Source organism: Nocardia sp. NPDC050406 (genome assembly GCF_044459025.1).
Taxonomy (GTDB): domain Bacteria; phylum Actinomycetota; class Actinomycetes; order Mycobacteriales; family Mycobacteriaceae; genus Nocardia.
In genome coordinates this window covers 712,484-739,127 of record NZ_JBITIM010000002.1, presented here as the reverse complement: position 1 = coordinate 739,127, position 26,644 = coordinate 712,484, and the positions used below count along the sequence as shown (strand labels likewise).

At 67.7% G+C, this 26,644-nt stretch carries 29 protein-coding genes; 14 read left to right on the top strand and 15 right to left on the bottom strand.

Annotated elements, in window-relative coordinates:
- Positions 1 to 22: 22 nt before the first annotated feature.
- Positions 23 to 298, top strand: coding sequence for a zf-TFIIB domain-containing protein (locus tag ACIBH2_RS16705; protein ID WP_397118252.1), 276 nt, complete (start codon positions 23 to 25; stop codon positions 296 to 298).
- Between the two features lie 126 nt (positions 299 to 424).
- Positions 425 to 1,828 (top strand): class II fumarate hydratase, encoded by a 1,404-nt coding sequence (locus tag ACIBH2_RS16700; RefSeq protein ID WP_397118251.1) that lies wholly within the window; start codon positions 425 to 427, stop codon positions 1,826 to 1,828.
- Positions 1,829 to 2,107: 279 nt separating this feature from the next.
- On the opposite strand, the gene ACIBH2_RS16695 is transcribed toward ACIBH2_RS16700, so the two are convergent.
- The gene (locus ACIBH2_RS16695; RefSeq protein WP_397118249.1) at positions 2,108 to 3,286 is read right to left on the bottom strand and encodes an FAD-dependent monooxygenase; all 1,179 of its coding nucleotides are present in this window, start codon (positions 3,284 to 3,286) and stop codon (positions 2,108 to 2,110) included.
- 99 nt (positions 3,287 to 3,385) lie between these two features.
- On the opposite strand from ACIBH2_RS16695, the gene ACIBH2_RS16690 reads away from it, so the two are divergent.
- Positions 3,386 to 4,108 (top strand): TetR/AcrR family transcriptional regulator, encoded by a 723-nt coding sequence (locus ACIBH2_RS16690; RefSeq protein WP_397118247.1) that lies wholly within the window; start codon positions 3,386 to 3,388, stop codon positions 4,106 to 4,108.
- Positions 4,109 to 4,306: 198 nt separating this feature from the next.
- On the opposite strand, the gene ACIBH2_RS16685 is transcribed toward ACIBH2_RS16690, so the two are convergent.
- The 5 genes from ACIBH2_RS16685 to ACIBH2_RS16665 form a co-directional block, all read right to left on the bottom strand.
- Entirely contained in the window at positions 4,307 to 4,729 is a 423-nt protein-coding gene (locus ACIBH2_RS16685; protein WP_397118245.1) for a limonene-1,2-epoxide hydrolase family protein, read from the bottom strand.
- Positions 4,730 to 4,879: 150 nt separating this feature from the next.
- The gene (locus ACIBH2_RS16680) at positions 4,880 to 5,749 is read right to left on the bottom strand and encodes an acyl-ACP desaturase (protein ID WP_397118243.1); all 870 of its coding nucleotides are present in this window, start codon (positions 5,747 to 5,749) and stop codon (positions 4,880 to 4,882) included.
- Positions 5,750 to 6,139: 390 nt separating this feature from the next.
- Positions 6,140 to 6,706, bottom strand: a complete 567-nt coding sequence (locus tag ACIBH2_RS16675; RefSeq protein WP_397118241.1) for an LGFP repeat-containing protein — start codon at positions 6,704 to 6,706, stop codon at positions 6,140 to 6,142.
- A gap of 188 nt (positions 6,707 to 6,894) precedes the next feature.
- A complete protein-coding gene (locus tag ACIBH2_RS16670; RefSeq protein ID WP_397118239.1) occupies positions 6,895 to 8,280 on the bottom strand; it encodes a PhoH family protein in 1,386 nt (461 codons plus the stop codon).
- 230 nt (positions 8,281 to 8,510) lie between these two features.
- Positions 8,511 to 8,897, bottom strand: a complete 387-nt coding sequence (locus ACIBH2_RS16665; protein WP_397118237.1) for a DUF488 domain-containing protein — start codon at positions 8,895 to 8,897, stop codon at positions 8,511 to 8,513.
- 82 nt (positions 8,898 to 8,979) lie between these two features.
- Here ACIBH2_RS16665 and ACIBH2_RS16660 point away from each other — a divergent pair, with 82 nt between their 5' ends.
- Positions 8,980 to 9,252, top strand: coding sequence for a hypothetical protein (locus ACIBH2_RS16660; RefSeq protein WP_397118235.1), 273 nt, complete (start codon positions 8,980 to 8,982; stop codon positions 9,250 to 9,252).
- A gap of 89 nt (positions 9,253 to 9,341) precedes the next feature.
- Complete coding sequence (locus ACIBH2_RS16655; RefSeq protein WP_397118233.1) at positions 9,342 to 9,650, top strand: glutaredoxin family protein; 309 nt, start codon at positions 9,342 to 9,344, stop codon at positions 9,648 to 9,650.
- Positions 9,651 to 9,785: 135 nt separating this feature from the next.
- Here the strand turns inward: ACIBH2_RS16655 and glyA are convergent, their stop codons facing one another.
- Both glyA and ACIBH2_RS16645 read right to left on the bottom strand, forming a co-directional pair.
- Entirely contained in the window at positions 9,786 to 11,078 is a 1,293-nt protein-coding gene (gene glyA, locus ACIBH2_RS16650; protein ID WP_397120795.1) for a serine hydroxymethyltransferase, read from the bottom strand.
- Positions 11,079 to 11,298: 220 nt separating this feature from the next.
- Positions 11,299 to 12,498, bottom strand: coding sequence for a DUF885 domain-containing protein (locus ACIBH2_RS16645; RefSeq protein ID WP_397118231.1), 1,200 nt, complete (start codon positions 12,496 to 12,498; stop codon positions 11,299 to 11,301).
- Between the two features lie 254 nt (positions 12,499 to 12,752).
- On the opposite strand from ACIBH2_RS16645, the gene coaA reads away from it, so the two are divergent.
- Complete coding sequence (coaA, locus tag ACIBH2_RS16640) at positions 12,753 to 13,685, top strand: type I pantothenate kinase (protein ID WP_397118229.1); 933 nt, start codon at positions 12,753 to 12,755, stop codon at positions 13,683 to 13,685.
- A 4-nt stretch (positions 13,686 to 13,689) separates the two neighbouring features.
- On the opposite strand, the gene ACIBH2_RS16635 is transcribed toward coaA, so the two are convergent.
- Positions 13,690 to 14,301 carry a hypothetical protein gene (locus ACIBH2_RS16635; protein WP_397118227.1) on the bottom strand — a complete coding sequence of 204 codons (612 nt, stop codon included), beginning with the start codon at positions 14,299 to 14,301 and terminating at the stop codon, positions 13,690 to 13,692.
- Positions 14,302 to 14,442: 141 nt separating this feature from the next.
- The gene (locus ACIBH2_RS16630) at positions 14,443 to 15,222 is read right to left on the bottom strand and encodes an isoprenyl transferase (protein WP_397118225.1); all 780 of its coding nucleotides are present in this window, start codon (positions 15,220 to 15,222) and stop codon (positions 14,443 to 14,445) included.
- Positions 15,223 to 15,354: 132 nt separating this feature from the next.
- Here ACIBH2_RS16630 and ACIBH2_RS16625 point away from each other — a divergent pair, with 132 nt between their 5' ends.
- Entirely contained in the window at positions 15,355 to 16,044 is a 690-nt protein-coding gene (locus ACIBH2_RS16625) for a hemolysin III family protein (RefSeq protein WP_397118223.1), read from the top strand.
- A gap of 119 nt (positions 16,045 to 16,163) precedes the next feature.
- Complete coding sequence (locus ACIBH2_RS16620; RefSeq protein WP_397118221.1) at positions 16,164 to 17,699, top strand: adenylate/guanylate cyclase domain-containing protein; 1,536 nt, start codon at positions 16,164 to 16,166, stop codon at positions 17,697 to 17,699.
- A 158-nt stretch (positions 17,700 to 17,857) separates the two neighbouring features.
- Here the strand turns inward: ACIBH2_RS16620 and ACIBH2_RS16615 are convergent, their stop codons facing one another.
- Positions 17,858 to 18,655 (bottom strand): ATP-grasp domain-containing protein, encoded by a 798-nt coding sequence (locus ACIBH2_RS16615; protein WP_397118219.1) that lies wholly within the window; start codon positions 18,653 to 18,655, stop codon positions 17,858 to 17,860.
- Between the two features lie 141 nt (positions 18,656 to 18,796).
- On the opposite strand from ACIBH2_RS16615, the gene ACIBH2_RS16610 reads away from it, so the two are divergent.
- On the top strand, positions 18,797 to 19,270 hold the full coding sequence (locus ACIBH2_RS16610) for a hypothetical protein (RefSeq protein WP_397118217.1): 474 nt from the start codon (positions 18,797 to 18,799) through the stop codon (positions 19,268 to 19,270).
- A gap of 58 nt (positions 19,271 to 19,328) precedes the next feature.
- Here ACIBH2_RS16610 and ACIBH2_RS16605 read toward each other — a convergent pair whose 3' ends face one another.
- Positions 19,329 to 21,425, bottom strand: coding sequence for a thioredoxin domain-containing protein (locus ACIBH2_RS16605; protein ID WP_397118215.1), 2,097 nt, complete (start codon positions 21,423 to 21,425; stop codon positions 19,329 to 19,331).
- A 128-nt stretch (positions 21,426 to 21,553) separates the two neighbouring features.
- Here ACIBH2_RS16605 and ACIBH2_RS16600 point away from each other — a divergent pair, with 128 nt between their 5' ends.
- Together ACIBH2_RS16600 and ACIBH2_RS16595 are read left to right on the top strand one after the other, a co-directional pair.
- Positions 21,554 to 21,730 carry a hypothetical protein gene (locus ACIBH2_RS16600; RefSeq protein ID WP_397118213.1) on the top strand — a complete coding sequence of 59 codons (177 nt, stop codon included), beginning with the start codon at positions 21,554 to 21,556 and terminating at the stop codon, positions 21,728 to 21,730.
- A 107-nt stretch (positions 21,731 to 21,837) separates the two neighbouring features.
- Positions 21,838 to 22,215: a hypothetical protein gene (locus ACIBH2_RS16595; protein WP_397118211.1), complete on the top strand. Its 378-nt coding sequence runs from the start codon at positions 21,838 to 21,840 to the stop codon at positions 22,213 to 22,215.
- 5 nt (positions 22,216 to 22,220) lie between these two features.
- On the opposite strand, the gene ACIBH2_RS16590 is transcribed toward ACIBH2_RS16595, so the two are convergent.
- Genes ACIBH2_RS16590 through ACIBH2_RS16580 form a run of 3 tightly spaced genes read right to left on the bottom strand, consistent with a single transcriptional unit; the run spans position 22,221 to position 23,268 of the window.
- Positions 22,221 to 22,505 carry a DUF4235 domain-containing protein gene (locus ACIBH2_RS16590; RefSeq protein ID WP_397118209.1) on the bottom strand — a complete coding sequence of 95 codons (285 nt, stop codon included), beginning with the start codon at positions 22,503 to 22,505 and terminating at the stop codon, positions 22,221 to 22,223.
- On the bottom strand, positions 22,478 to 22,861 hold the full coding sequence (locus ACIBH2_RS16585; RefSeq protein ID WP_397118207.1) for a DUF3618 domain-containing protein: 384 nt from the start codon (positions 22,859 to 22,861) through the stop codon (positions 22,478 to 22,480). Before ACIBH2_RS16585 ends, ACIBH2_RS16590 begins: the two co-directional genes overlap by 28 nt.
- Positions 22,858 to 23,268 (bottom strand): phage holin family protein, encoded by a 411-nt coding sequence (locus ACIBH2_RS16580; protein WP_397118205.1) that lies wholly within the window; start codon positions 23,266 to 23,268, stop codon positions 22,858 to 22,860. Before ACIBH2_RS16580 ends, ACIBH2_RS16585 begins: the two co-directional genes overlap by 4 nt.
- Before the next feature lie 254 nt (positions 23,269 to 23,522).
- On the opposite strand from ACIBH2_RS16580, the gene ACIBH2_RS16575 reads away from it, so the two are divergent.
- From ACIBH2_RS16575 to ACIBH2_RS16565, 3 genes are all read left to right on the top strand, one after another.
- Entirely contained in the window at positions 23,523 to 24,542 is a 1,020-nt protein-coding gene (locus ACIBH2_RS16575) for a YihY/virulence factor BrkB family protein (RefSeq protein ID WP_397118203.1), read from the top strand.
- Between the two features lie 110 nt (positions 24,543 to 24,652).
- The gene (locus ACIBH2_RS16570) at positions 24,653 to 25,615 is read left to right on the top strand and encodes a ferritin-like domain-containing protein (protein WP_397118201.1); all 963 of its coding nucleotides are present in this window, start codon (positions 24,653 to 24,655) and stop codon (positions 25,613 to 25,615) included.
- 48 nt (positions 25,616 to 25,663) lie between these two features.
- Positions 25,664 to 26,527 carry an alpha/beta fold hydrolase gene (locus ACIBH2_RS16565; RefSeq protein ID WP_397118199.1) on the top strand — a complete coding sequence of 288 codons (864 nt, stop codon included), beginning with the start codon at positions 25,664 to 25,666 and terminating at the stop codon, positions 26,525 to 26,527.
- Positions 26,528 to 26,644 lie beyond the last annotated feature (117 nt).

Below are 26,644 nucleotides of genomic sequence, written 5' to 3'. Positions count from 1 at the left end.
TTTGTTGGATTGTTCTGGGGAGATGAACCGGATGCAGTGTCCGAAATGTCATTCGATGATGCATACGTACAACCGGGCGGGGGTGCATATCGAGCAGTGCAGCGGGTGCCGGGGAATCTTCCTGGATTACGGTGAGCTCGAGGCCCTGTCGCGCTTGGAGTCGGGCTACTCCGCTCCCCCGCCGCCCGCGCAGTACGGCACCCCGCCCATGCACGGCGCGCCCGCCTGGGGCGCACCGCATCGCGGCTACGGCCATCACAAGCACAAGAGCTTCGGCAAGATGCTGTTCTCGTCCTGAGAGCGACGCCCACACCGGATGAGGCGTAGCGACGCGCTTATTCCCGCTTCGCCGCGCCCTCCGGTGTGCTGATCCCCTCAGGCGTGGCAACCCCACGAGCCCCTTCGCGGGCATAGGGTCGGTGCCATGAGCGAGGAGACCGAGTACCGCATCGAACACGACACCATGGGCGAGGTCCGCGTACCCGCCGCAGCGTTGTGGCGGGCCCAGACTCAGCGGGCCGTGGAGAACTTCCCGATCAGCGGCCGCGGTTTGGAGCGCGCCCAGATTCGCGCGCTGGGCCTGCTGAAGGCGGCCTGCGCGGTGGTGAACCGCGATCTGGGACTGCTGGACGCCGCCAAGGCCGACGCGATCATCGCCGCCGCCACCGAGATCGCCGACGGCGCGCACGACGACCAGTTCCCCATCGACGTCTTCCAGACCGGCTCCGGCACCAGTTCGAATATGAACGCCAACGAGGTGATCGCGACCATCGCCGCCCGGAGCGGCGTCACGGTGCACCCCAACGACGACGTGAACATGTCGCAGTCGTCCAATGACACCTTCCCGACCGCCACTCATCTGGCCGCCACCGAGGCCGTGGTGAAGGATCTCGTTCCGGCCCTGGAGCATCTGCGGCTGGCGCTGTTGGACAAGTCCACCGAGTGGCGCGAGGTCGTGAAGTCGGGCCGCACCCACCTCATGGACGCCGTGCCGGTGACCCTCGGCCAGGAGTTCGGCGGCTACACCCGCCAGGTGAGCGCCGGTATCGAACGGCTGCTCACCACCCTGCCGCGCCTGGGCGAGCTGCCCATCGGCGGCACCGCCGTCGGCACCGGCCTCAATGCGCCCGCCGGTTTCGGCTCGAAAGTCGTTGTGGAGCTGAAGAAGTCGACCGGGCTCGATGCGCTGTCCGAGGCGCGCGATCACTTCGAGGCGCAGGCCGCACGCGACGGCTTGGTCGAGGTCTCCGGTGCGCTGCGCACCGTGGCCATCAGCCTCACCAAGATCGCCAACGACATTCGCTGGATGGGTTCGGGTCCGCTCACCGGCCTCGGCGAACTTCAGCTGCCCGATCTTCAGCCGGGTTCGTCCATCATGCCCGGCAAGGTCAATCCCGTTCTGCCCGAAGCGGTTACGCAGGTGGCCGCGCAGGTCATCGGCAATGACGCGGCGGTGGCGTGGGGTGGCGGCAACGGCCACTTCGAACTGAATGTCTACATTCCGGTCATGGCCCGCAATGTGCTGGAGTCGATCCGTCTGCTGGCCAATGTCTCCCGCCTGTTCGCCGACCGCTGCGTCAGCGGCCTCACCGCCAATGTGGAGCACCTGCGCACCCTGGCCGAATCCTCCCCCTCGATTGTCACGCCGCTCAATTCCGCGATCGGCTACGAGGAGGCGGCGGCGGTCGCCAAGCAGGCCCTGAAAGAACGCAAAACCATTCGCCAGACGGTCGTCGATCGCGGTCTCATCGACGACCAACTCACCCTCGAGGAGCTCGATCGCCGCCTCGATGTGCTGTCGATGGCGAAAGTGAACGGCGACAGCTGACGGTGCCGCCCGGTCAACAACCTATTTTCCGATTTCGTGCTGATTTGTGAAACGCATCACGCGTTGCCCTCGATTAGCTGAGTGTCCGCATATCGCGGATGTTCCACGAAAGGAAAAGAACCATGTTGACTGGACTCGCCGCATTCTTCGTAACCCTCGGCGCAGCTGGACTCGTGGCCGCCCTGGCTACACTCGGCATCATCATTTGAATATCGGGTCGATGGGTATGGCGGCGCATGCCGCCATACCCATGTGCCATTTGCATTGCGGGACAATAGCTCACATCGCGCTCACGATTTCCGGATAGTTCTTCAGGTCGATGTCGTTCGCGGCCTTGTCGCTGTACTTCAGCATGAGATCGAAGGCCCACGAGCCCAGGAACCAATTGCGGGCACGGATTCCGAGAGCGGTCTTGGGAGCCAGGAACGGACCCGGATTCGAACCGTCGATCATGCGTCCGTAGCGCTTCATGATCTCCTGGTAGCGGGCGAAGGCCCCGGCGTGGTCGCCCGCGGCCGTGGCCAGCTCACCGGCGAGCACATAGGCTCCGACCACGGCCAATCCGGTGCCGAACCCGGCAAGGGTATTGCCGTAGGCCGCGTCACCGAGCAGCGCCACGCGCCCCTTGACGAAGGTGTCCATCTTCACCTGGCTGATGGAGTCGAGGTAGAAGGTGTCGAGGGTGCGCAATTCGGCCAGCATCTCGGGGACTCGCCACCCCAGGCCGGTGAACTTCTCGATGACAATGCGCTTCTGTTCGGCGATGTCCTCGCGCGGATAGTCGAGTTCCTTCGACGCGAACATGTACATCTGCGGCGATTTCGGACCGCTCTCGACGGCCAGTCGCCCGGGTGCGTTGTAGGCGAAGGCCAGGCCGCGCTTGCCGATCTCCTCGGGATCGACGCGATTGTCGCCCGCGATGCAGTAGTACCAGCCCTTGTATTTCACGAAATCCTTTTCGGGGCCGAAGGCCAGCCGCCGGACCCCGGAGTGAATGCCATCCGCGCCGACCACCAGATCGACGGTGCGCGCGGGCGCATGGGCGAATTCCACGTACATGCCCTCGGCGGTCTCGGTGAGCGCGGTGATGTAGTCGCCGAAAATGTATTCGCAGCCCGCGGCGGTGTGGTCGTAGAGGACCTCGGAAAGGTCGCCGCGCAGGATTTCCAGATCACCGCCGGTGAAATCGCCTGACATGCGCGCCAATTCACGGCCTGCGGTATTCACGAAGGCCATATCCGCGGTGCCGGTCTCGCGCTTGCGGAGGTCGTCGAGAATGCCCATGCGGTCGAGGACGGCGAGGTGGGTCGCGCCCTTGAAGTCCACGGCCTGGCCGCCCGGGCGCGGCGCGGGCGACTTCTCGACCACGGTGACCTGGTAGCCGTAGCGGTTCAGCCAGTAGGCGAGGGCGGGTCCGGCAATGCTCGCGCCGGAGATGAGGACGCTGGTCGTGGGCATATCGCGCTCCGTTTCAGAGTTATTGTGTCCTATGGACGCCATTTAGCGTACGGTGGACACAGTTAGACGTCAAGCGAATATTCCGGAAGGATGACGAGCATGGCCGCACCGACCACGACCGAACTGCTCTGGGGCACCGCGCAGCGACCCAAGCGCGGGCCGAAACCGACCCTCAGCCTGGAGCGGATCGTGGGCGAGGCGATCGCGCTGGCCGATGCCGAGGGCTTGGCGAATCTGTCCATGGCGCGGCTGGCCGAGCGGTTGGGGTGCGCCAAAATGGCGCTGTACCGGTACGTTCCGGGCAAGGCCGAGCTCACGGCGCTCATGCTCGACGCCGCCATGGGCATGCCTCCCACGGCCGCGCACGACGCGGACGCGCCGGAGACGTGGCGCGGATATCTACGGCTGTGGGCCGAGACGCTGTTCGACCGGATTCTGGCGCATCCGTGGGTCAACGAACTCGCCGTCGGCGTGCACGTCATGGGTCCGCACGAGATGGAGTGGTTGGAGAGCGCGCTCGCCACGCTCGCCGATACCGGGCTGAACGCGTCCGAACGTTTCGACACCGTGGTGTTGTTGATCGGCCACGTGCGCAGTCTGATTCAGCAGGCGGGGTCGGACGGCGGGGATGCCGAAGCCCGGTTGCAGCGGGAGATGTCCGCGATTCTCACCGCGCACGGCGAGCGGTACCCACAGGTGGCGGCGGCGCTGACCGAGGCTGCGGGCGCACCGGCGGGCGCGGGCGGGCGCGACAATGCCCTGCACTTCGGCATCGACCGGATTCTGGACGGGCTCGGCACGCTCATCAACCAGCGGGAGTGACCGGGTTCGGCGTGAGAAGTCAGGCGCGGCGCGCACGGTCAGGCTCGGCGCGCACGGTCAGGCTCCGGACCGAGTGCTCCGGCTCAGCGTCGACCGTGGGACTCGGGGCCCTGTGCCGGGACTCAGCGCCGACCGTGGGGCTCGGGCCCTGCGCCGGGGCTCAGCGCCGTCCGTCGGACTCGGGCCCTGCGCCGGGACTCAGCGCGACAGTGCCGCGCGCACCAGGCCCTTCACCGCGCCGCGCAGGAAGTTCTCCCAGCTGAAGTGGTCGTGCCACACGGCGATTCGGCCGTTCACGAGTTCGAAGGTGCCGCACACCCAGAACGCGATTTCGACGCGGCCCATGCGTAGGTAGTCGGTGCGCTCGGTGAGCACCACATTCGCGCCGTCGGCGGCGATGTGGTGCATATCCACGCGGAAGCCGTACCGGTCGCCGTCGAATTTGCTCAGCAGCCAGCGCACCCGGTCGACGCCGCGCACATCCGGCAGTGAGGTGTTCTTCCACACCAGGCCGGGATCGACGAGTTCGAGGGCCTCCTCGACCAGGTTCATCTCCAGCGCGGCGAAGAATTCCCGGACCGTGGTGATGGCGTCCTGCTGCAATTCAGGAAGATCGGACATCTTTCGACCGTACGCCGAAGCCTCGGGCAGGCAAGAGGATTCGCTCACTTCCGCCGGGTGGCCGCGCCGAGTGTCGACCACAACGACCTCCGCCCCGCCATCCGGCGTAGGTGCCGGAGGACGGGGCGAGTGGTGCGAACGTCGCGGTGCTCAGCGGGTGGTGCTGAGGGTGAGCTTCTCCAGCTCGGCGCGGGCCTTCTCGCCCTCTTCGCCGAGATCGGTGCGGGAGAACACCTTCCACTGCTCGAGCAGGGGCGCGAAGACCAGCTCCGGCTCCTTGGCGCGATCGTAGATTCCGGCGGCGGCGAGAACGTCGTCGCTGCTGCGGCCGTCGGCGAGCTCGACCTCCGGCACGCGGAAGTCGGCGACGCGGTCGGCGATGGCGCGCATGGTCTGGTCGGGGACCAGGTCGAGGGCGGCCTCGACGAGGTTGGCGAAGAAGATGGCCTGGAGTTCGTCGTCGACGGCGATGCGGCGGGCGATCTCGGTGACCATGGGGTTCTCGCCGAGCGCCTCGGTATTGCGGTGGCGCACGGCGGCGGCGAGTTCCTCGAAAGCGCTGGCGGCCAGCACATCCAGCAGATGCATGGGCGGGCGACGGAAGCCGCGGGTCATATGCGCCATGCGCATGCGCTCCAGCTCCACCGGATCCACCGCGCGGGTGACCATGAGGAAGTTGCGAATCAGGATCTCGTGGCGGTTCTCCTCGGCGGTCCAGCGACCGACCCAGCGCCACCACGGGCCGCGGCGCAGGTACTTGCCGAGCTCGCGGTGGTAGGAGGGCAGGTTGTCGGCGACCAATACGCTCACGGTGAGCGCCAGCTTGGCGTCCTCACCGAGCTCGGATTGCTCGGGATCCCAATCGATCCCGCCGAGGAACCCGAAATTGCGCCCGTCGTCCCACGGCACATAGTCGTGCGGCATCCATATCGCGGCGGCGTCGATATGGCGGGTCAGGTTGGCTTCCACCTCGTCGGCGAGGCGTTCCAACAGGTCGCGGTCGGCCAAAACGTTCTGCACCAGCACAACCTAGCGGCTGAGCGGCAAACATGGGGACCTTCCCCCCGTATTTCCCTCAGCTCTCACAAAACCCAGCCTCGCAACGCGTGTCGCCCCACAACAACGCGTGTCGCGCCCCACCCCCAACCCCACCCGAATCCCACCCGCGCGAAGACCCAGCACGCCACCACAACCCCGAAGCCGCAACGCCACCGAGGCCGACAGCCACCGCCCGAATCGGCGGGCAGCGTGATGCGCCGACGCCCCGGCCTCGCCGGGCCGGTAGCGGCATGGCGACCAACCACGGTCCCGAGTCCAGACAACCGAACGCCGAGGGCGCGGGGCCCTCGGCGTTCTGGCCTTTGGGGTTTCAGGGGCGGAGCCCCTGAGAGGTTCGAGAGTTGAGTACCCCTACTTCTCCGTGACCGTGGTCTGGTTGTTGATCCAGGTGATGGTGCCGCCGGTGAAGTCGCTCTGTTTGCCGCCGGGGATGTCGGTTTCGTCGGTGGTGGGGTAGCCGAGTTTGCCGCCGGGGCCGCCGTTGGCGAGGTAGGCCTCGCGGATGTCGCCCCAGACGACGTGGGTTCCGGCGGTGGGGCTGCTGTAGATCGCGCCGCCCTTGAATTCCTGGACCTTGCCGCCGTCGGGGGCGTCGGCGTCGTCGCCGGTGGGCTCGCCGAGGGCGCCGTTCACGCCGCCGAAGGCGTTGTACTTCTCCAGGATCGCCCCTTCGACCTCGATATCCCCATTGGCCGTGGGGATTCGGGTCTCCCGGGGGTCGTTGTCGGGGGTGTCGGTATCGGTATCGGGGGCGGCGGTGGTGGTGTGGTCACCCTGATGCTCGGTGGCCGTCGCCATCGCCGTGGTGGTGTCGGACGGTTTGGCGTCCTTGTCGTCGTCGGAGCAGCCCGCGGCGATCACGCTCACCAGAGCGAGCGCCGCGATGATGCCAGCCGTGCGTCGAGCGAAGTGGTTCATATCCATCCTCTCGCGGGTGAACTGTCCGGGGACGCCGCGCGATGGCGACGTCCCCGGCAGCTCGGGCCGACACTCGGCAGCTGTTCGGCAAATACCTTGTCAATAGCCGAAATCAGCGTCGAGCAGGTATTTCGCGAGAGAATACCCTGCGGAGTGTGAGACAAACCACACGCCTGGCCGTAGCTGGGTCAGGCGTTGGGTCCGTACTCCTCCAGCATCTCGGTGACCAGGGCGGCGATCGGCGACCGCTCACTGCGCGTGAGCGTGATGTGCGCGAACAGCGGATGCCCCTTCAACTTCTCGATCACCGCGGCCACGCCGTCGTGCCGACCGACCCGTAGGTTGTCGCGCTGCGCCACATCGTGGGTGAGCACCACCCGCGAACCCGTGCCCAACCGGCTCAGCACGGTGAGCAGCACATTGCGCTCCAGCGACTGCGCCTCGTCCACGATCACGAAGGAGTCGTGCAGCGACCGACCGCGAATGTGGGTGAGCGGCAGCACTTCCAGCATGCCGCGCGCCTGCACCTCCTCCATCACCTCCGGGCTGGCCAACCCCTCGAGCGTGTCGAACACCGCCTGCGCCCACGGCCCCATCTTCTCGGCCTCCGACCCGGGCAGATAGCCCAGATCCTGGCCGCCGACCGCGTACAGCGGACGGAACACCACCACCTTGCGATGCGAGCGCCGCTCCAGCACGGCCTCCAGACCCGCCATCAACGCCAGCGCCGACTTGCCGGTACCGGCGCGCCCGCCCATGGACACGATCCCGATGCTCTCGTCGAGCAGCAGATCGAGGGCGATGCGCTGTTCCGCGGAGCGCCCGTGCAGCCCGAAGGCCTCCCGGTCACCGCGCACCAACTGCACCCGCTTGTCCGGCGTGACCCGGGCCAACGCGCTGCCATTGGTGCCGAGCAGCCGAATTCCGGTGTGGCAGGGCAGATCCCGCGCCTCGTCGAGATCGATGACGCTCTCGGCGTAGAGCTTGTCCACCGCGGCGGCGCTGACATCGAGCTCCACCATGCCCGTCCAGCCCGAGGTGACCACGTCCTGGGCGTGGTACTCGTCGGCCTGTAGACCGACCGCGCTGGCCTTGACCCGCAGCGGAATGTCCTTGGACACCAACACCACCCGATGCCCCTCGGCCGCGAAGTTCAGCGCGCAGGCCAGGATGCGGGAGTCGTTGGAATCGGTGCGGAACCCGACCGGCAACACCTCCGGATCGGTGTGGTTCAGCTCGACCTGCAATGTCCCACCGTCGCCGCCGACCGGAATCTCCTCGTCGAGTCGTCCGTACTGGAGTCGGAGATCATCCAGCATGCGCAGGGCCTCGCGGGCGAACCAGCCGAGTTCGTGGTGGTGCCGCTTGGCCTCGAGCTCGCTGATCACCACGATGGGAAGCACCACGTGGTGCTCGCCGAATCGCGTGACGGCCCAAGGGTCCGACAGCAGGACCGAGGTATCCACGACAAAGGTTTTGCGTCCTGAATCGGACTGCGAGGCGCGAACTCCCTTTCCGGTGCGCGCGTTGCGGGCATCCCCGATGGGAGCGTTGACGGAGCGTGCATCAGTCACGGTGGGCTCCTTTGTCACCCACGCGGCACCGCGCGGGCGTTCTCGCTGGGCCGGTCCGCCCTGTGGGTCTATACGACCCTGGGGCCGGGTACCGGCCCCCTCGCACTGAGTTGCTCAGTCACGATCAGGACCTCCCGTACGGGCTACCTCTACGCGGCCCGCACCCCCGACGCTACAGCCGATTCGGCCTTCCGGCCCACCGACTTACAGGCGTGTTGGTGAACATCCCGTTAAGGACCGCCCTGTTCGGGCGTTTCGCCCAATTCGGCGAGGAGGATTGGAATGTGGCTGTGATCAGGATCTTTCACAGCTGTGACCAGCGTTAATGTTTGATTCGCGGCGTCTTGGCGCAGACGCGCCAGGCCCTCGCGCGCGGCATCGTCGGCGAGCTCGGCGCGGTACCGGCGCTCGAACTCCGCGCGCCGATGCTCCGGATCGGCGTGATACCACTTCCGCAGCTCGGTCGAGGGCGTCACCTCCTTGGCCCACTCGTCGATCTCCGCTTCCTGTTTGCTGACCCCGCGCGGCCACAGCCGATCCACCAACACGCGGCGGCCGTCACCGACCTCGGGCGTGTCGTACACACGCTTGACCTGGAATCGGGGCTGCTGTGCCATGACTCACATGCCAGCACGCCGAGCCGGGCGACGCGACGCACCACGCCGCCGGTTCGGATTCCCGAGCCGATACAGTCGGACCATGGCCGATGACCAGGATCTCGAGAAGCTGTCCGCCAAGGAGCTACACGACCGCGCCGTGAAGCTGGCCGTCCGCCACGGCGACGTGAAATTCCTGTGGGATCTGCTGAAGTCGATCCCCGCCGCCGAGGCCGCCGCCGGAAACCTCGGCGAGAGCGAAACCGACATCCGCTACGTACTCCCCATGCTCGACGACTACGTCCACGCGGGCGAGGGCGATATCGCGGAAGTCCTGCGCCCCATGTACATCGACTACCTCGCCAAGCACTCCTAGTTGCGGCACAGGCCGATTCGAGGACGGATTCCGGCCGTTCCCCACGCACTCGGATGCGCGGCGCGAGACGGTGAGCCTAGCCTGGATACATGACCGCGGATCCCACCTCCGAGCTGCTCGTCTATCGACGCCCGGGTTGCCCGTACTGCTCTCGGATGCGGCGGGTGCTCAATCGGCACGGGATCGTGCATCGGGAGATCGATATTTGGGAAGATCCGGAGGCTGCGGCGTTCGTTCGATCGGTGGCCGAGGGGAATGAGACTGTGCCGACCGTGGTGTTGAGAACCGGTGCGGGGCAGCAGGAGTGGGTTAATCCGGCGCCGAGGAAGTTGATCGCGACTGTGGAGGCGGAAGCGCCCGGGCTTACCGGAGGCCAGCGCAGGTTCTGGAGTTGGTAGGCACACGACCGTGATGTCGCGGCCCTGAGCCGACATCGATGCCTCCACGAGCCGAAAGGCCCTGGCTCCCAAGATGAGTCGAGCCCGCCGGGACCATACGGTCGCGGCGGGCTCGTGGTCTCGAACGGCTGTGGTCTAGCCGAGCAGACGCCAGTCCTCCAGGCCCTCGTAGAGGGGGAAGTCCTTGGCCAGCTTGGCGACTCGGGCGCGCAGGGCGTCCACGTCGCCGCCGGTGAGGGCGGCCGCGATGATATCGGCGACCTCGGTGAACTCGGCATCGCCGAAGCCTCGGGTGGCCAGGGCGGCGGTGCCGATGCGCAGGCCGGAGGTGACCATCGGCGGGCGCGGGTCGAACGGAACGGCATTGCGGTTCACGGTGATTCCGACCTCGTGCAGGAGGTCCTCGCCCTGCTGGCCGTCGAGCTGGGAGTTGCGCAGGTCGACCAGGACCAGGTGCACATCGGTGCCGCCGGTGAGGACGGTGATGCCCTTGTCCTTCACATCGGAAGCGGTGAGGCGCTCGGCCAAGATCTTCGCGCCGGAGAGGGTGCGCTCCTGGCGCTCCTTGAACTCCGCGGTGCCAGCGATCTTGAAGGCCACGGCCTTGGCGGCGATGGCGTGCATGAGCGGACCGCCCTGCTGACCCGGGAAGACCGCGGAGTTCAGCTTCTTGGCGAACTCCTGCTTGGCCAGGATCAGACCGGAGCGCGGACCGCCGAGCGTCTTGTGCACGGTGGAGGACACCACGTGGGCGTGCGGCACCGGGGAGGGATGCAGATCGGCGGCGACCAGACCGGCGAAGTGCGCCATATCGACCCAGAGATACGCGCCCACCTCGTCGGCGATCTCCCGGAAGGCGGCGAAGTCGAGGTGGCGCGGGTACGCCGACCATCCGGCCACGATCACCTTGGGGCGGGTGTCGCGGGCGATCTTGCGCACCTCGTCCATATCGACGCGGTGGTCTTCCTTCGAGACGCCGTAGGCGTGCACCTCGTAGAGCTTGCCCGAGAAGTTCAGGCGCATGCCGTGGGTGAGGTGACCGCCGTGCGCGAGGTCCAGGCCGAGCATCTTGTCGCCCGGGTTCATCAGCGCCATGAGCACCGCCGCATTGGCCTGCGCACCCGAATGCGGCTGCACATTGGCGAATTCGGCGCCGAAGAGCTCCTTCACGCGGTCGCGCGCGAGATCCTCGACGATATCCACCGCCTCGCAGCCGCCGTAGTACCGGCGGCCCGGGTAGCCCTCGGCGTACTTGTTGGTGAGCACGCTGCCCTGGGCCTGGAGCACGGCGCGCGGCACGAAGTTCTCCGAGGCGATCATCTCGAGGGTGTCGCGCTCCCGGGCCAGTTCCTGGCCCATCGCGGCGGCGAGCTCGGGATCGAGTTCGGCGAGGGATTGGGTGTTGACGGAGGCGGTCGTCTGGGTCACGCCGCCGAGTTTATTGGCCGTCACCGCGCCATCGGTCAGAGGGTTCTGTGTGTTCATCGCGACCTCCATGCTCGGGGTGCCCGGAATCCCGGGCCGCCCGACACCCAGGCGCGCGGTGCGGGGCTCATGTGCTTCCCGGTGGTCAGTTCCACCTCGAATGCGCCAGTCGCGGTTTCACCCGAGTCTATCGGCGCTGTCCATCGACGCGTCCGAGGGTCCGTCAAGCCATGCGGCGGACCGCCCCCGGGGTCAGCGGTTCGTCGAGCAGGCGGCGGAAGCGCTCCGAGCGGTCGGCGGCGTCGGCGGCCCGATCCAGCCAGCCGCCGAGCAGGCGGTAACCCTCGACGTAGGTGCTGATGTAGGCGCGCCACAGCGGTGAGGAGAGGAAGCGCAGGGATTGGCGGGCGCGCTCGGGGGTCACCAGACTCCAGCGTTCGAGGAAGCCCGCCACCTCGTCGGCGTCCTTGCGGCGATCGTGCAGCAGCAGCGCGGCGTCCTGGCGCACATTCAGCAGTTTGGCCGAGGCGTTCGAAAGCCGTTCCGCACGTTCACCATCGAAACGCAGGCCCAGATCGGCGTAGATCTCCTGCGCCCACTTGCCCCAGCCCGGCCCCACGATGGATTTCAGCGCGAGATCGGCGAGACCCTCCGCCATCAGGCACTGCGGGGTGTTGACCAGGAACAGCGTCTGCTCCGCCTGCCCGGCCGCGACCAGTCCGGCCTCCTTGCGGCAGTGCTCGGTGTGATGGCCGGGGTAGGACTCGTGCGCGATGAGATGCGGCAGATGCGCCATATGCTGTTTGAGATCGGAGTTGATGGCGACCCGCGACTTGTAATTGCCGAGGTAGTAGTTGAACCCCGACCACGGCTTGTCGCCCACCACTTCGTATTCCACGAATTCGTGATCGGGCAGCGGATAGCGCTCGCGCACCAACTCCCGCAGTGCGCTGGAGAACGCCTCCACGCAGACCCGCAAACGTTCCGGCGGAATCTCGTCGGCGCGCCGGTGCGCGGTCACGCGATCGAAGAGCGAGCCCTCGCCCGCGAGCACCTCGTCCATCTGCCGGTGCGCGTCCTGATACTCGGCCACATCCCCCGGCGCGATATCCACATCGAAATACGCGCGCACCTCCTCGACGAAGGCGATGTCGTCCCCGGCGAACTTGCGCGCCGAGCACTCCATCGCCCGCAGATGCGCGTCCAGGAATTCGGTGCGCTCGTCCGACAGCCCCGCCGAGGGCAGTTCCGCGCGCAGACTCGCGGCGCGGTGCGCGAGATCGCGCGGGGCGGGCGGGGGCGCGTTGTCGATCTCGTGCCGCAGGGCGGGATCGCCGGTGTACGCGTCGACGAAACCCTCTTCCAGCCGGTCGAAGGCCAATCCGAGACGCAGATAATCGGTCACGAGCGGATGCGCTGCCATAGCTCCCGACCTTATCGGCCACCGAAATCGACCGCCGGGTCGTGCCCCCGCGCCCGCACGGACAAACACCGTCCGGGTGTTGGATATGTCACTGCCGCTACTGGCGAGTAACTAGCCCCGGTTTTCCGCTGTCCGTTGGGTCCGAGCAGAATTCGTCTATGCGTGGAGTGTGGACCGGATCTCACCGGACCGGACATCGTCACGGTGAGGCTTCGTCCGAGAGCCGTTGTCGGCCGACAAAAGGTCGTGGATAAGTGGCGCGGATGAGCGAACCGAGTCCCTATGTGGAATTCGACCGGAAGCAGTGGCGCACGCTGCGCAAATCGACTCCCCTGGTGCTCACCGAGGAAGAACTGATCGGTCTGCGCGGTCTCGGTGAACAGATCGACCTCGAAGAGGTGGCCGAGGTCTATCTCCCCCTCGCCCGGCTCATCCACCTCCAGGTGGCCGCCAAACAGCGCCTCTTCGCCGCCACCGCCACCTTCCTCGGCGAAACCCATCCCGACCGCCAGGTGCCCTATGTCATCGGCGTCGCGGGCAGTGTGGCCGTGGGCAAATCCACCACGGCGCGCGTACTCCAGGCGCTCCTGGCGCGCTGGGACCACCACCCGCGGGTGGACCTGCTCACCACCGACGGATTCCTCTACCCCACAGCGGAACTCACCCGCCGCGGCATCATGCACCGCAAGGGCTTCCCGGAGAGCTACGACCGCCGCAAACTGCTGCGCTTCGTCACCGAGGTGAAATCCGGGGCGCCGGAAGTATGCGCCCCGGTGTATTCGCATATCGCCTACGACATCGTGCCGGACCAGAAACACTGTGTGCGCCAACCCGACATCCTGATCGTCGAGGGTTTGAACGTGCTGCAGACCGGTCCGCGGCTCATGGTGTCGGACCTGTTCGACTTCTCGATCTACGTCGACGCGCGGATCGAGGATATCGAGAAGTGGTATATCGAACGCTTTCTCGCCCTGCGCAAGACCTCGTTCTCCGATCCGAATTCGGCGTTCCACCACTACGCCAAATTCAACGATCAGGAGGCCATCGGCGCGGCCCGGGAGATCTGGAACAACACCAACCGGCCCAATCTGGTGGAGAACATTCTGCCCACCCGCCCGCGCGCGACCCTGGTGCTGCGCAAGGATTCCGACCACAGCATCAATCGGCTGCGCCTGCGCAAACTCTGAGGTCTCAGAGTTTCCACGCGGCGTCGAGGCGCTGCGCCACATCGATATCGATGGCGGCGCGGATCTGCGGTTTGCGGATCTCCTCGGCCAGGTAGCGGGCCACGAAACGACGGATCTCCTGGTCCACGCTGGCCAATATGCGCAGCAGCTCACCGCGGCGTGACGCACTCGCGACATTGACGCGCACATCGCTGGGTTTCGGTTCGGCGATATCGATGACCACCCGCAGCGGTTCGGCGGTGCGCACCGTGAGGTGCAGGTGAATCTTGCCGTTCACGTGGAATGGATAGCGGTCCACCGCCAGATCGATGAGCAGATCCACTTCCAGTGGAATCATGAGTTCGAACGAAATATTGTCCAGCACTTCGCGATCCAGCTTCGGCTTGCCCAGCTGGATGGTGGCCGACAGCTTCGCGATGCGGCCCGGGCCCACGCCTATCGGGCCGAAATCGAAGGCCTCCCCCGCCAATTGCCCGAACGCCCCCGCGATCCGTTGTTCGGAGGCGGCGTATTCCAGGAACCTGCGGCCGAACTCCTCGTAGGAGATATAGGGACCGGATTCGACCTGGACCACCGCGCCCGCGGGGTCCGGCTGCCCTTCGCGCACCTCGCTCATGCGATCCGACGGTACGGCAGCGACAGCCCCGCGAACGGGAAAGCCATTGCACTGCAACACAACCGTTGACTGCGCGTAGCGATCCGAGATCGAAGAGTTGGTTTAGCGCTCAGGCCCCGAAACGGCTCGGACCCGAACGGCTCAGACCCCGAAACGGCGATGCCGGGCGGCGTAGTCGCGCAGTGCGCGCAGGAAGTCGGTGCGCCGGAACTCCGGCCAGTACGCCTCGGTGAACCAGATCTCCGAATAGGCGCTCTGCCACAACAGGAATCCCGAGAGGCGCTGCTCGCCGGAGGTGCGAATGACCAGGTCCGGATCGGGCTGGCCGGAGGTGTAGAGGTGCTGGCCGATGGCGTCGACGGTGATCGACTGCACCAGGTCCTCACCGGTCTCGCCCGCGGCCATCTCCTGGCGGATGAGCGAGCGCACCGCATCGGTGATCTCCTGGCGGCCGCCGTAGCCGATGGCCACGTTCACGTGGACTCCGGTGCGCCCATCGGTGCGCTTGGCGGCCTCGCGCAGCCGCCGCGCCATATCCTCGGGCAGCTGGTCCAGCGCGCCCACGATGCGCACGGTGCAATCCTGTTCCGGCGCGGAGAGTTCCTCGACCACATCGGCGATCACCTCGAACAGCGTCTCCAACTCCTCGGGATCGCGGCGCAGATTCTCGGTGGAGAGCAGATAGACGGTGACCATCTCGACACCGACCTCGCCGCACCAGCTGACCAGTTCGGCGATCTTCAGCGCACCGACCCGGTGGCCGTGACTGATGTCGGAGAAGCCGTTCTCCCGCGCCCAGCGCCGATTGCCGTCGCACATCACCGCAATGTGTCGCGGATGTTGTTTGCCAGCCAGCTGCTTCGACAGCCGGGCCTCGTAGATGCGATACGGAAGACCACGCACCTGACTCGCAAGCTTCACGGCGCTAAACAGTACGCCCCGCGCCGCAGGCGCGGGGTCACAGGGACGGCAGCGGGCACACTGTTGCTTCGGCCACGACCCGGGTCGGTCGACGCTAACCTACGGTACCGTAGGTTACTCAGGAGGTAACTGATGTCGGAAACCGCGTTGCCCGCCAGCTCGGTCGGGGCGGCTGTCGAAGCGTTGGTCAAACCGCGTATGCGCGGGTTGATTCACACCTGGGCCGTGGGGATCGCCGCCGTCGCGGTGATCGCGCTCGTCGCGACCGCGACTACGGTGTCGGCGACCGCCGCCTGGTCGACGCTGGTCTACGGGCTCACCGTGTGCGGGGTGTTCGGGGTGAGCGCGACCTACCACCGGGTGAACTGGGCCACCGACAGCGCGCGAATCCATATGAAGCGCGCGGACCATTCGATGATCTTCCTGTTCATCGCGGGCAGCTACACCCCCTTCGCCCTGCTGGGTGTGGGCGGGCGCGCGGGCACGATTCTGCTGACCGTGGTCTGGATCGGCGCGTTCGCCGGGGTGGCACTGAAACTGCTGTGGCCCACCGCTCCCCGCTGGGTCGGCGTCCCGCTGTATCTGCTGCTGGGCTGGGCCATCGTCCCCGTCGCGGGCACCCTCACCCACAATGTCGGCTTGGCGCCCATGCTCCTGCTGCTCGTCGGAGGCATCGCCTACAGCGTCGGCGCGATCCTCTACGCCACCCGCTGGCCCGACCCCTGGCCGGAGGTCTTCGGCCACCACGAGTTCTTCCACGCGGCCACCGTCGTCGCGGCGTTGTTCCACTACATCGCGGTGTGGCTGGTCCTTCTGCACTGACGTACGGGAAATTTCACAAACGTGCACAGGGGGGCGAAAGATCTCTAAAGTCGGCTGGTACCAGCCGTACCGACTAGAGGCCCTACCGCGATGACTCCACCGACAGCCGCAGCCGCGACGTGATCAGCCGACTGATCCTCTGGGCACTGCGGGCGGGGTGGGGACTGGCCGCCGTCGTGATGGCGGCCAATCTCAGCGGGCTCGGCGTGATCCTCACCGAGCTGTGGCTGGCCGGATTCCTGGGGCGGCTCGGCTCCGACTGGTTGGTCCAGATGGCTCCGGTGGCGGTCTATCCGACCATCGGCGCACTGGTCGGCATCGCGCTCGCCATTCGCGATCGCACCCACTACTTCGGTTGGCTGGACAAGCGCCGCACGCCGACCGAGGCCGAGGCGCGGCGGCTGCTCACCCTGCCCATCGCGATCACCGCACGGGCCCTGGCCATTTGGATTCCGGGCGTGATCATCGCCGCGGCGCTGTTCGCGCACGCCACCCCGCAGCGGGATCTCGCGGTGGTGCTGGCCATGTTCGTCTTCGGCGGCCTGGAGTCGGCGGCGCTCACCTACCTGATCGTGGACCGCCTCATTCGCCCGACCATTCCCATGGTGTCGGAGGTGCTCGGCGGCGGCACCACGCATTGGAGTTCGACCGTACTGGTGCGGGTGCTGGTGACCTTCGCGGTCACCGGGGCGGTTCCGCTGTTCATGCTCATCACGGTGCTCGCCGATCCGGTCTCGGACCCGCACAACCGGATTCGCACGGGCATCTATCTCGCCATAGTCGGGCTGTCGGCGGGCGCGGTGGCGACGGCCGCGCTGGCCCGCGCGGTGGCCACGCCCATGCACACCCTGCGCGAGGCGCTCGATCGGATCGCACACGGCGATCTGGAGGTGCGGGTGCCCATCGGCAGCGCGAGCGAGTTGGGGCGGCTGGAGCATTCGGTGAACGAGCTGGCCTCGAATCTGCGTGAGCGCGACCGTATTCAGAAGGTCTTCGGCCGTCACGTGGGCGCGGAGGTGGCCGAGCGCGCGTTGGCCGGGGGCGCGGATCTGACCGGCGATATGCGGGTGGTGACCGCGCTGTTCGTGGATGTGACCGGATCGGTGGCGCTCTCCACGGAGTTGGCCCCCAATGATTTCGTGGCCAAGCTCAACCGGCTGCTCTCCACCGTGGTGGCCGCGACCGAGGACAATCACGGGCTGGTCAACAAGTTCGAGGGTGATGCGGCGCTGTGCATCTTCGGCGCGCCGATCGCGCTGTCCGACAACGCCACTCCCGCGCTGCGTGCCGCCCGCCGGATTCGCGACGCGGTGGCCGCGGGCGGTGAACTCGATGTCGGTATCGGGCTGGCGCGGGGTTTGGTCTTCGCGGGCGATATCGGCGCGGACACCCGTCTGGAGTTCACCGTCATCGGCGACGCCGTCAACGAGGCCGCCCGGCTCACCACCGAGGCCAAGGCGGTGCCGCGTCGAATCCTGGCCAGCCAGGCCGTGATCGACGCGGCCGCGGCCGATGAGCGCGCGCACTGGCGGCTGCACGAATCCATTCTGCTGCGCGGGCGCAAACAGCCCACGGACTGCTGGACCGATCTCGCGCCGACCGACGCGGTCCGCGAGCCCACGCGACTCGATCCGAAATCGCAAGTGGCCCAATAATGCGTGCCACGCGTACCGCTCAGCGATACCGTGCGCCGGGTCGATTCGGTTGCGGCCGAGCGGCTTCGGGTCGTCGGCGGCGCGGTAGGTAGTGGCCGTTCACGGCGCGGAACGAGCCTGCCCGATTGGGCGGGGCGAAGATCCCCGCCCGCCGCCCGTTATTCATCCACCGCCATCGCTTCCAGCGCCCACTGCTCGTCCTCGGCGGTGAGCCGGGAACGGGGTACGCAGGCGCGGGCCAGGACTTCCAGGACGCGATCCGGGTCGCAGCCGTAAACCCCCGCGCCCCAGGCACTGTTGGCTTCGACCACCGCCCAGCCGCGTTCCTCGATCACCCCGATATCGAGGACGACGGCGGGCGGTAGCGGCACCTCCGCCACGACCGTCTTCGCATAGGCGTGGGCGGCGGCGAGCTCGGTCTCGCTGGCGGGCCAACTTCCGTCCTCGGCCATGGCCAATTCGCCCGCGCGCCAATAGGGCGACATGGTCAGGACCTCGCCCTCGCGGACGAAGCAACGGAATTCGACATCCCAGCGCACCGGCTCGGCGATCAGGACCGCGGTGTCGTCGGGACAGGTCTCGGCGGGCGGCAGTCCCGCGCCGCGGTCGTAGACGGCTCCTTCGAATCCTTTGCGACCGTCCGCCGGTTTGACGAAAACCGGTGTGGCGCAGTCTCTTGCCGCACCCAACGTGGCCGTGCGCACCTCGCGATGGAGATGGTGTCGCGGCAGTCCGGGTAACCAGCTCGCGGGTGGGTCCATGAGCGCCAATCCGACCTGCGCGGAGACCACCTCCGCGAACAGCGGCTCACCGTAGACGGCGGCCTCCGCGCCGACCAGCTGTTCGGGTGCGCGCCAACCGCCCAGCCGGTGCACATTCCACCCGGCCCGCACGGCCGCCGACCGCATGATGCGGGAATCGTCGGTGTAGCGCGGGGACAAGATGAGCGTCGACATGATCCGGACACTAGGACCACGGACCATCGCGGGCAATGGAATTTGACCGGCCGCGAGTGGCGCGCCTCATACCCTCGGGTGAGGGAACTCGATACCGGGGGTTGATCCGCGCACCGGCCCTGCCGTCGCAGAGTCGAGGGCATGATCGAACGGTCGCTCCCCCGCCTCGTGACGACGCCGACGCCGGTTCGCCCGCGTCCGGTCGCGATCGCGCTCCAAGCCATCCTCATCGCGGTGTACTGCGGGATCGGCGAGACGGTGCTGCGCGCCGCCGTCCTGCTCGACCGTCCCCACGCCGATATCGGCGACCTCCTGCCCGCCCTCGCGGTACGGGCCGCCATCTACCTGACGGTGATCGCCTTGGCATTCCGCATGGCCGCCGGAGCCCAGTGGGCGCGCTGGACCCTCATCGCCGGATTGGGCACCGTCGGCCTCGCCTCCCTGGTGGTCGAACCGCTGCGAGCCGTCCTCACCACACCCCACCTCAGCCAACTGTTCGTGGACCTCACCACGGAATCCCTTGTGCTGGGCACCCTTCGGGCAGTCCACCTGGCCGCCGTCCTCGTCGCCCTCCCCGCCCTGGTCCGCGCCAGCCCCCGGACCGTCCGACCGTGAGGGGGAACTGGTGGCGGCGGGCTCTCGGCCGTCGCCGCCATGGTTTCCCCCTCGCGAATCAGCGCTTGGGGGTGAGGGAGTCGCGGAGGGCGGCGGGGGTGGTGACGGGGAGGTCGCAGACGGAGCCTCGGCAGACGTAGGCGGCGGAGCGGCCCTCCACGGGGTGGCGGTCGGCGAGCAGGGGGGCGGTGTCGGGGTCGCCCGCCAGGACGACCGCGCCGCCGGGGGCGAATTCCCTTGCGGTGCTGACCAATCCGGGGGCCAGACCCTCCAGGTCGGCGTCGGCGGCGACCACCGCCACCTGGATCGGACCCTGAACGGCCGCCTCGGCGACGGTGAGCCAGTGGCCCGCCGAGCGGGGTGCGCGGGCCAGCGCCACCGCGCCGCGGTCGAGGGTGCGGTCGGCGAGGTCGCGGTAGCGCGAGGCGCGCTCGGGATCGCTGAGGGCGGCGGCGGTGAGCAGGGCCTCGGCCATGGCCGACGAGCCGCTGGGGGTGGCGCCGTCGAGCGGGTCGCGTGGGCGCGCCACCAGGGTTTCGGCATCGTCGGCGGTGTCGTACCAGCTGCCGGGGGCCTGCGGATCGGCGAAGTGGGCGATGGCCGCGTCGAGCACGCGGTGGGCGTGATCGAGCCATTCGATTCCGCCCGTGGCCTGGTGCAGCGCGAGCAGACCCGTGGTGAGCCAGGCGTAATCCTCGAGCACGCCCGCCGAGGTTCCGGCCACGCCGCCGAGCGAGGCGCGCAGCACCCGGTCGTCGACGACATGGGTGTCGAGCAGGAAATTGGCGCAGCGTACGGCGGCGGTGATCCAGTCGGCGCGCCCGTGCCGTCCGCCCGCTTCGGCGAGCGCGGTGATGGCCATACCGTTCCAGGCCGTCACCACCTTGTCGTCGCGCGCGGGCTGCGGGCGGGTGGCCCGGACCTCGCGCAGCCGGGCCCGAATGTGTTCGTAGCGTTCGTATTCGCCCTGCTGCGGGCGCGGGTCGCGGTAGCGGGTGAGCACCGAGGTGCCGTGTTCGAAGGTGCCCGCGGTGGTGACGCCGAACAGCTCCGCGGCCCACGCGCCGTCGAGAGCGCCGAGCGCACCGTTCAGTTCGGCGGGGGTCCACACGTAGGTCGCGCCCTCGACGCCGGGCTTACCCTCCTCCACCTGGGTGTCGGCATCGAGCGCCGAGGCGAAGCCGCCCGCGTCGGTGCCGAGGTCGTCGATAATGAATTGCGCTGTCTCCCTGGCGATTCGCAAGGGCAGCGATTCGGCGGCGACCGGTCGCGGCGAGATGCCGGTGGGCGATTCCTCCGGAAGTCGCTGTGCCAGATGGCCGTACACGCGCAGCAGCAGCGCATTGTCGTAGAGCATCTTCTCGAAATGCGGTATCAGCCAGTTGGCGTCCACCGAATACCGCGAGAACCCGCCCCGCAGCTGATCGTAGATCCCGCCTCGAGCCATGGCCTCCGCCGTGAACCAGACCGCTTGCAGCGCTTGCCCGTCCCCGCTGCGCTCGTACTCCCGCAGCAGTCCCTCGAGCAGCGCCGACGGCGGAAACTTCGGCGCACCCCCGAACCCGCCCCGCTCGGTATCCAGATCCCGCAGCACCGTCGCCACGGCGTGCTCGAGCAGCTCCGCGCTCACCGCGATATCGCTGTCGGGCAGCCCCGAAGCCTGCTGCCGCAACGCGTCGGCGACCTGCCCGGCCGCCTGGTCCACCTCCGGCCGCCGGTTGCGCCACGTCTCCCCCACCGCCGTGAGCACCTGCGCGAACGACGGCACCCCGTGCCGAGGCGTCTTCGGGTAGTAGGTGCCGCAATAGAACGGCTCCCCCTCCGGCGTCAGGAAGCACGTCATCGGCCAGCCGCCCTGCCCGGTCATGGCGACGGTCGCCGCCATGTACACCGAATCCAGATCCGGCCGCTCCTCCCGATCCACCTTCACGCACACGAAGTTCGCGTTCATGAGCGCCGCGGTGGCCCCGTCCTCGAACGACTCGTGCGCCATGACATGACACCAGTGGCACGACGCGTACCCCACCGACAGCAGGATCGGCACATCGCGCTCCCGCGCCTCGGCCAGCGCGTCGGCACTCCATTCCCGCCAGTGGACCGGGTTGTCGGCATGTTGGCGCAGGTACGGGGAGGTGGCGTCCTTCAGGAGGTTCACGCTCCCAGCTTTCCACAGCGCCGCACCCCGAAACCCGCCTCGGCGCGAATCGGCCGGACGAGTGCCACCGACAGTCGCTCACGACGTGAGGATTGCCCGGGGTGGGGCCTCGGCGAGAAAATTTGCTCGTGTCCCCGGCTGTGTGCCCTCCGGCCTACCTGCATTCGACAGGCGCCGAACTGCTGCGTCGGCTCGACCGCGTCGAGGTGGCGGTCGCGGCGTACCGGCGAGCCTTGGAACTCCTCATCGTCGAACCGGAACGACGCCTCATGCGCCGACGCATCACAGAACTGACGCAAAGATGACGACGGACAGCGCATCTCGCTCAGGAACCAGAGGTTTGCCGAGCGGTTGCGTGGTATTCGAACGATGCGGAGGGGCCAAGGAGTGGCCCCCGACACCAGGAGTCGATATGGCTGTTTCCGGCGTTTCGCTCGCACGCGCGCATGGCGGCTTCAATGTGATCGGTGGCCTGTGGCCGCTGGTCAGCCGCCGTAGCTTCGAAGCGGTGTTCGGCCCCAAACGCGATCACTGGCTGCAATTCACCGTCGCGTCCCTCCTGGTCGGCAACGGGGTCGTCCAGCTGCTTTCCGAGCCGACCGCCGGGGGAGTGCGGAACGCGCGCCGACTCGGCGTCGCGACCGCCTTGGCGCTACTCGGCATCGATCTGCGCTACGTGCCCGACGGGACTATTCCCAAGACCTATCTGCTCGATGCCGCCATGGAGATCGGCTGGCTCGCCGCATGGGCGGCTCACGCCGCCGATGACCGGTCCACGACAACGTCCTGACCACTTCAGTCGCCGGGCCAAGCGCCGGTGGCTTTTTCGAATCCGGTGGCACCGGCGCGGTCGATGGCCGCTTTGACCGCGCCGAAGACCGCGCCCTGCAGGGCCGCGGCGGCGAGTACCTCCTGCCAGGCGTGGTCGCGGGCGGTGGCGGAGGGGGCCTCGCCTTCGCCGGTCAGCAGGCCCCACAGGCGGGTGAACGCCCAGTTGGCCAGGAGGCCGCCGAGCACGCTGACCAGTAGTCCCAGGGGCTTGTAGAGCGTCTTCATGAGCGCTGCCGCAGGATCAGCCACAGCAGCAGGGCGAGGAGCGCGGCTGCCGCGGCGACGGGGATCGGCTGGTTGCGGGCGATGTCCACCGCGCGCTGCCCGCCGTGCACCACGGGTTCGGGCGCGGCCTGTCGGGCCTGTTCGGCCAGGCTCTGCGCCTGCGACTTCACCTGCGCGGCAGTGTCTTCGGCCTTGTGCTTGGCCTGGTCGACCTTGGTCCGCGCGGTGTGCTCGGCGGCCCGCACCCGGTCCTTGGCGCGGGCCTGCACGTCGAGTTTGGCGGCGAGTTCGGCCGCCGTTTCGGCGAGTTGCTGGCGGGCCTCGTCGCGATCGGCGCGGATCGCGTCGGCCGGATCGATGGAGTGTCGTTCCTCGTTCACCGGGTGCTCCCGTCCTTGATGGCCGCGATATCGTGCTGGACGCCGCTGGCGGCCTCCTGTGGCAGCGGCGGAATGGCCTTCTCGACGTTCTTCTTCCCCGCCAGCGTGAGGATGCCGCCGATGGCGACCAGGGCCAGGCCGACGATCAATCCGGATACCCACCACCACAGGGTGAGCGCCAGCGCGATCACGAGCGTGGCGGCCAGGATCGCGCCGCCGTAGAACGCCAGCAGCGAACCGGCTCCGGCCAGACCCGCGCCGACGGTGAAACGTTTCCTCTTGCTTTGCATTTCGAGTGCGGCGAGGCGAATCTCGTCGCGGACCAGCCGTCGAGTCTGCTCCGTGGTTTCGGTGATCAGTTCGGCGACACTGCGCGATCGCTCCGGTGGCGCTTGGTGTTCGGCCATGGGCTGACTTCTCCCTCCTCCGTCGAGGCGCGGGGGCGCGTTCGGACCCGCTGTTGTTCCCGGAATACCCGCCCGTCGCTGGCGAAACATCGGCCGCACGATCGCGATCGCCGCCGCGCGGGGTCGCGGCGCGGCGGCCGTCGGAGCGGGTACGCGCGGCGTTTACGCGTCGGGGCTACGGGCACAACGGGATTAACGCGGACCCGAGTACCACCGCACGCACCGAGAACCGCACCCGAGCGAGGCGAACCGATATGGACACCGACCGCGCCGCCACCGGCGCCCGGCCCGATCTGGACCCCGATCGGCCGAGCAGCCCGGCCGAATTGTCGAAGCCGTCATTGTTCGCGGTGGCCAAACGCGCGGCGAAACAGTTCCAGCGCGACAATCTGACCGATCTGGCCGCCGCGCTGACCTATTACGGGGTGCTGTCGATCGTTCCCGGCATGATCGTGCTGGTCTCGCTGCTGGGCCTGTTGGGGCAGGACAGTGCCGACGAGCTGATGAATCAAGCGCAGCAGATCGCGCCGGGCTCCAGCGCCGATTTCGTGCGCACGCTGCTCGACCAGGCGCAGTCCAACAAGAGCAGCGCCGGGCTCGGCGCGATACTGGGTCTGGCCATCGCGCTGTGGTCGGCCTCGAGCTACGTGGCGGGGTTCATGCGCGCATCGAATGTCATCTACGGCATCGAGGAGGGCCGCCCGATCTGGAAGACCACGCCGATCCGGCTCGGCGTCACCATCCTCGCGGTGGTCCTGCTGGTGATCAGCGCGGTCATCGTGGTGGCGAGCGGGCCTGTGGCGCAACAGATCGGCGACTTCCTCGGCGTCGGGGAAGCCACGCTGATGGTATGGAATATCGGCAAGTGGCCGGTGCTGTTCGTTCTCGTGTCGGTGCTGCTCGCGATCCTGTTCTGGGCCAGCCCGAACGCGAAACAGGGTGGCGTGAAATGGATCAGCCCCGGCGGCGTCATCGCGGTGGTCATTTGGTTGATCATCTCGGCGCTGTTCGCCCTCTACGTCGCCAACTTCTCGTCCTATGACAAGACCTACGGGTCGCTGGCTGGCGTGGTGATCTTCCTGGTGTGGTTGTGGCTGACCAATATCGCGCTGCTGCTGGGGGCCGAGATCAATGCCGAACTCGACCACGGCAAGGCCATCGCCGAGGGGCTGCCCGAACATGTGGAGCCCTTCGCCGAACCGCGCGACACCCGCAAGCTCGATGACGCCGACAAGGAGGCGATTCGGAACGCGCGGGCCGCGCGACGTGGTTGATCGCACGCGAATTCGGTTGCGGCACACGGTTTCAAGTGGCTGTGTCGGGTATTCGAGCGGTGGTGCACCGTTGCGCCCGTCATCGCAACCTGAACAAGGACGAGATAACCATGAGCACACGCGACACCACATCCCTGCTGACGCAACTGCGCGCGGTCCGCGATCTGACCAATAGCGAGATTCAGATCGCCGAGACCCGCATCGCGCAGGCGCGGACGGAGGCCGTGCGGCGCGAATTGTCCGAGAACGCCGACAATGCGCGCGCCCGGGCCGAGGCCATCGAATCCGCTATCCGCAAGCTGGGGGGCGTACCGGCGGTGGTCGGTCCGTTCGTCGGCCGAATCCTGGCCGCGTTCAAGGCCCTCGGCGAACAGGGCCGCCCCTTCGAGGAGGCCCTGCTCGGCGACCTGGCCCTCGAACACCAGTTGCTCGACCGGTCCCGCTATATCAAGGCCCTCGCCACCGCCGCACAGGAATCCGAGGTGGTGCGGCTGGCGGAGCAGCTCATCACGGCGCATTCGGCGACCGTGGAGTGGCTGACCACCGTCCTGACCGAGGACGCGCTGGGCGGCCCGGCCGCGCTGCGCCGCACCCCCTTCCAGATCGCCACCGGCACCGCGGTGAAGGCGGCCAATATTCCGGCGAACCTGTCCATGCGCGGAATCGACCGCGCCCTGGACACTTTCCGCTCGGCACCGCCCGCGCTCGAGGACCTGCTGGCCCGAGGCGCGCACGCCGCGGAGATCGCGGCCAAGACGCTCAGCGCCTCCCGCGACGCCGCCATGCAGACGGCCGAACAGGTCACCCGCCGCGAGGGAGCCGAAGGCACCGCCGATGCGCTGCGTTCCCTGCGCACCGCCACCGGCGTCCTCGAGCCCAGCGAGCTGCCCATCAAGGACTACAACGACCTGAACGTCTCCCAAACGGTCGCGGCGATCAAGGAGTTGACCTCCCCCGCCGACCTCCGCGCGATCCTTGCCTACGAGGAGGCGCACAAGAACCGGCAGGGCGTCGTTTCGGCCACCCAAACCCGCCTCGCGGCCATCGCCCCGGATATCACCAGCACGAATTGATTCAGCGAACGGGTCTCGTGGTGCGCCAACGCATTTAGAGTCAGTGGCATGACAGGCGCGCCACGAGACACCGAGATCCTCCCATTCGACGGCGTCGAGTTGGCGATTGAACGCACCGGCCCCCGAGACGCACCCGCGGTGCTGCTCATCGCGGGTGGGGGCCAGTCGATGGACTGGTGGACGCCGGAATTCTGTGAGCTGGTGGGTGGCGGCGAGTTCCAGGTGATCCGGTACGACCATCGCGATACCGGGCAGTCGAGTTCCTCTCCGGCGGGGCAACCGGGCTATACCGGTGAGGATCTCGCCACCGATCCGCTGCGCATTCTCGACGCCCTCGGAATCGAGCGGGCACATCTGGTGGGCATGTCGATGGGCGGTGGCATCGCCCAGCACATCGCGGCACTCGCCCCCGAGCGGGTGCTGACGCTGACCCTCATCGAGTGCAGCCCGGTGGGCGGCGACCCCGGCGAACTGCCCCCACCAACTCCCGCCGTAGCCGCGACCTGGACCGAGCCCGCACCGACCATCGACTGGTCCGACGAGTCCGCGGTCATCGACTACCGCGTCGACGTCGAACGCCCCTTCGTCGGCCCACTCGGCCTCGACGAGCCACGCGTACGCGCGCTGGCGACCCTGGAAGTACGCCGCACCCACAATATGGCGTCCTCGCTGACCAACCACTTCCTCACCGACTCCGAGAGCTCGGTGGACCCCTCCGACATCCACGCCCCCACCCTCGTCCTCCACAGCGCCGACGACCCCATGTTCCCCCTCCCCCACGGCGAAGCACTCGCCCGAATGATCAAGGGGTCCACCCTCATCCACCTCACGGGCATGGGCCACGAGATCCCACCGCCCCCGACGTGGAACGTGGTCGTGCCCGCTCTTCGCGCACATCTCCACCAGCTCTGACCGATACGCACGGTCGGCGTGCGGTCGGTTCCCGACGCCGGGTGATTCGCCCTCGGGAGTGCGGCGTGTAATGGAAAACACCTGTTCACTCGGGCTGGGAAGTAATCCCGAAGCCTT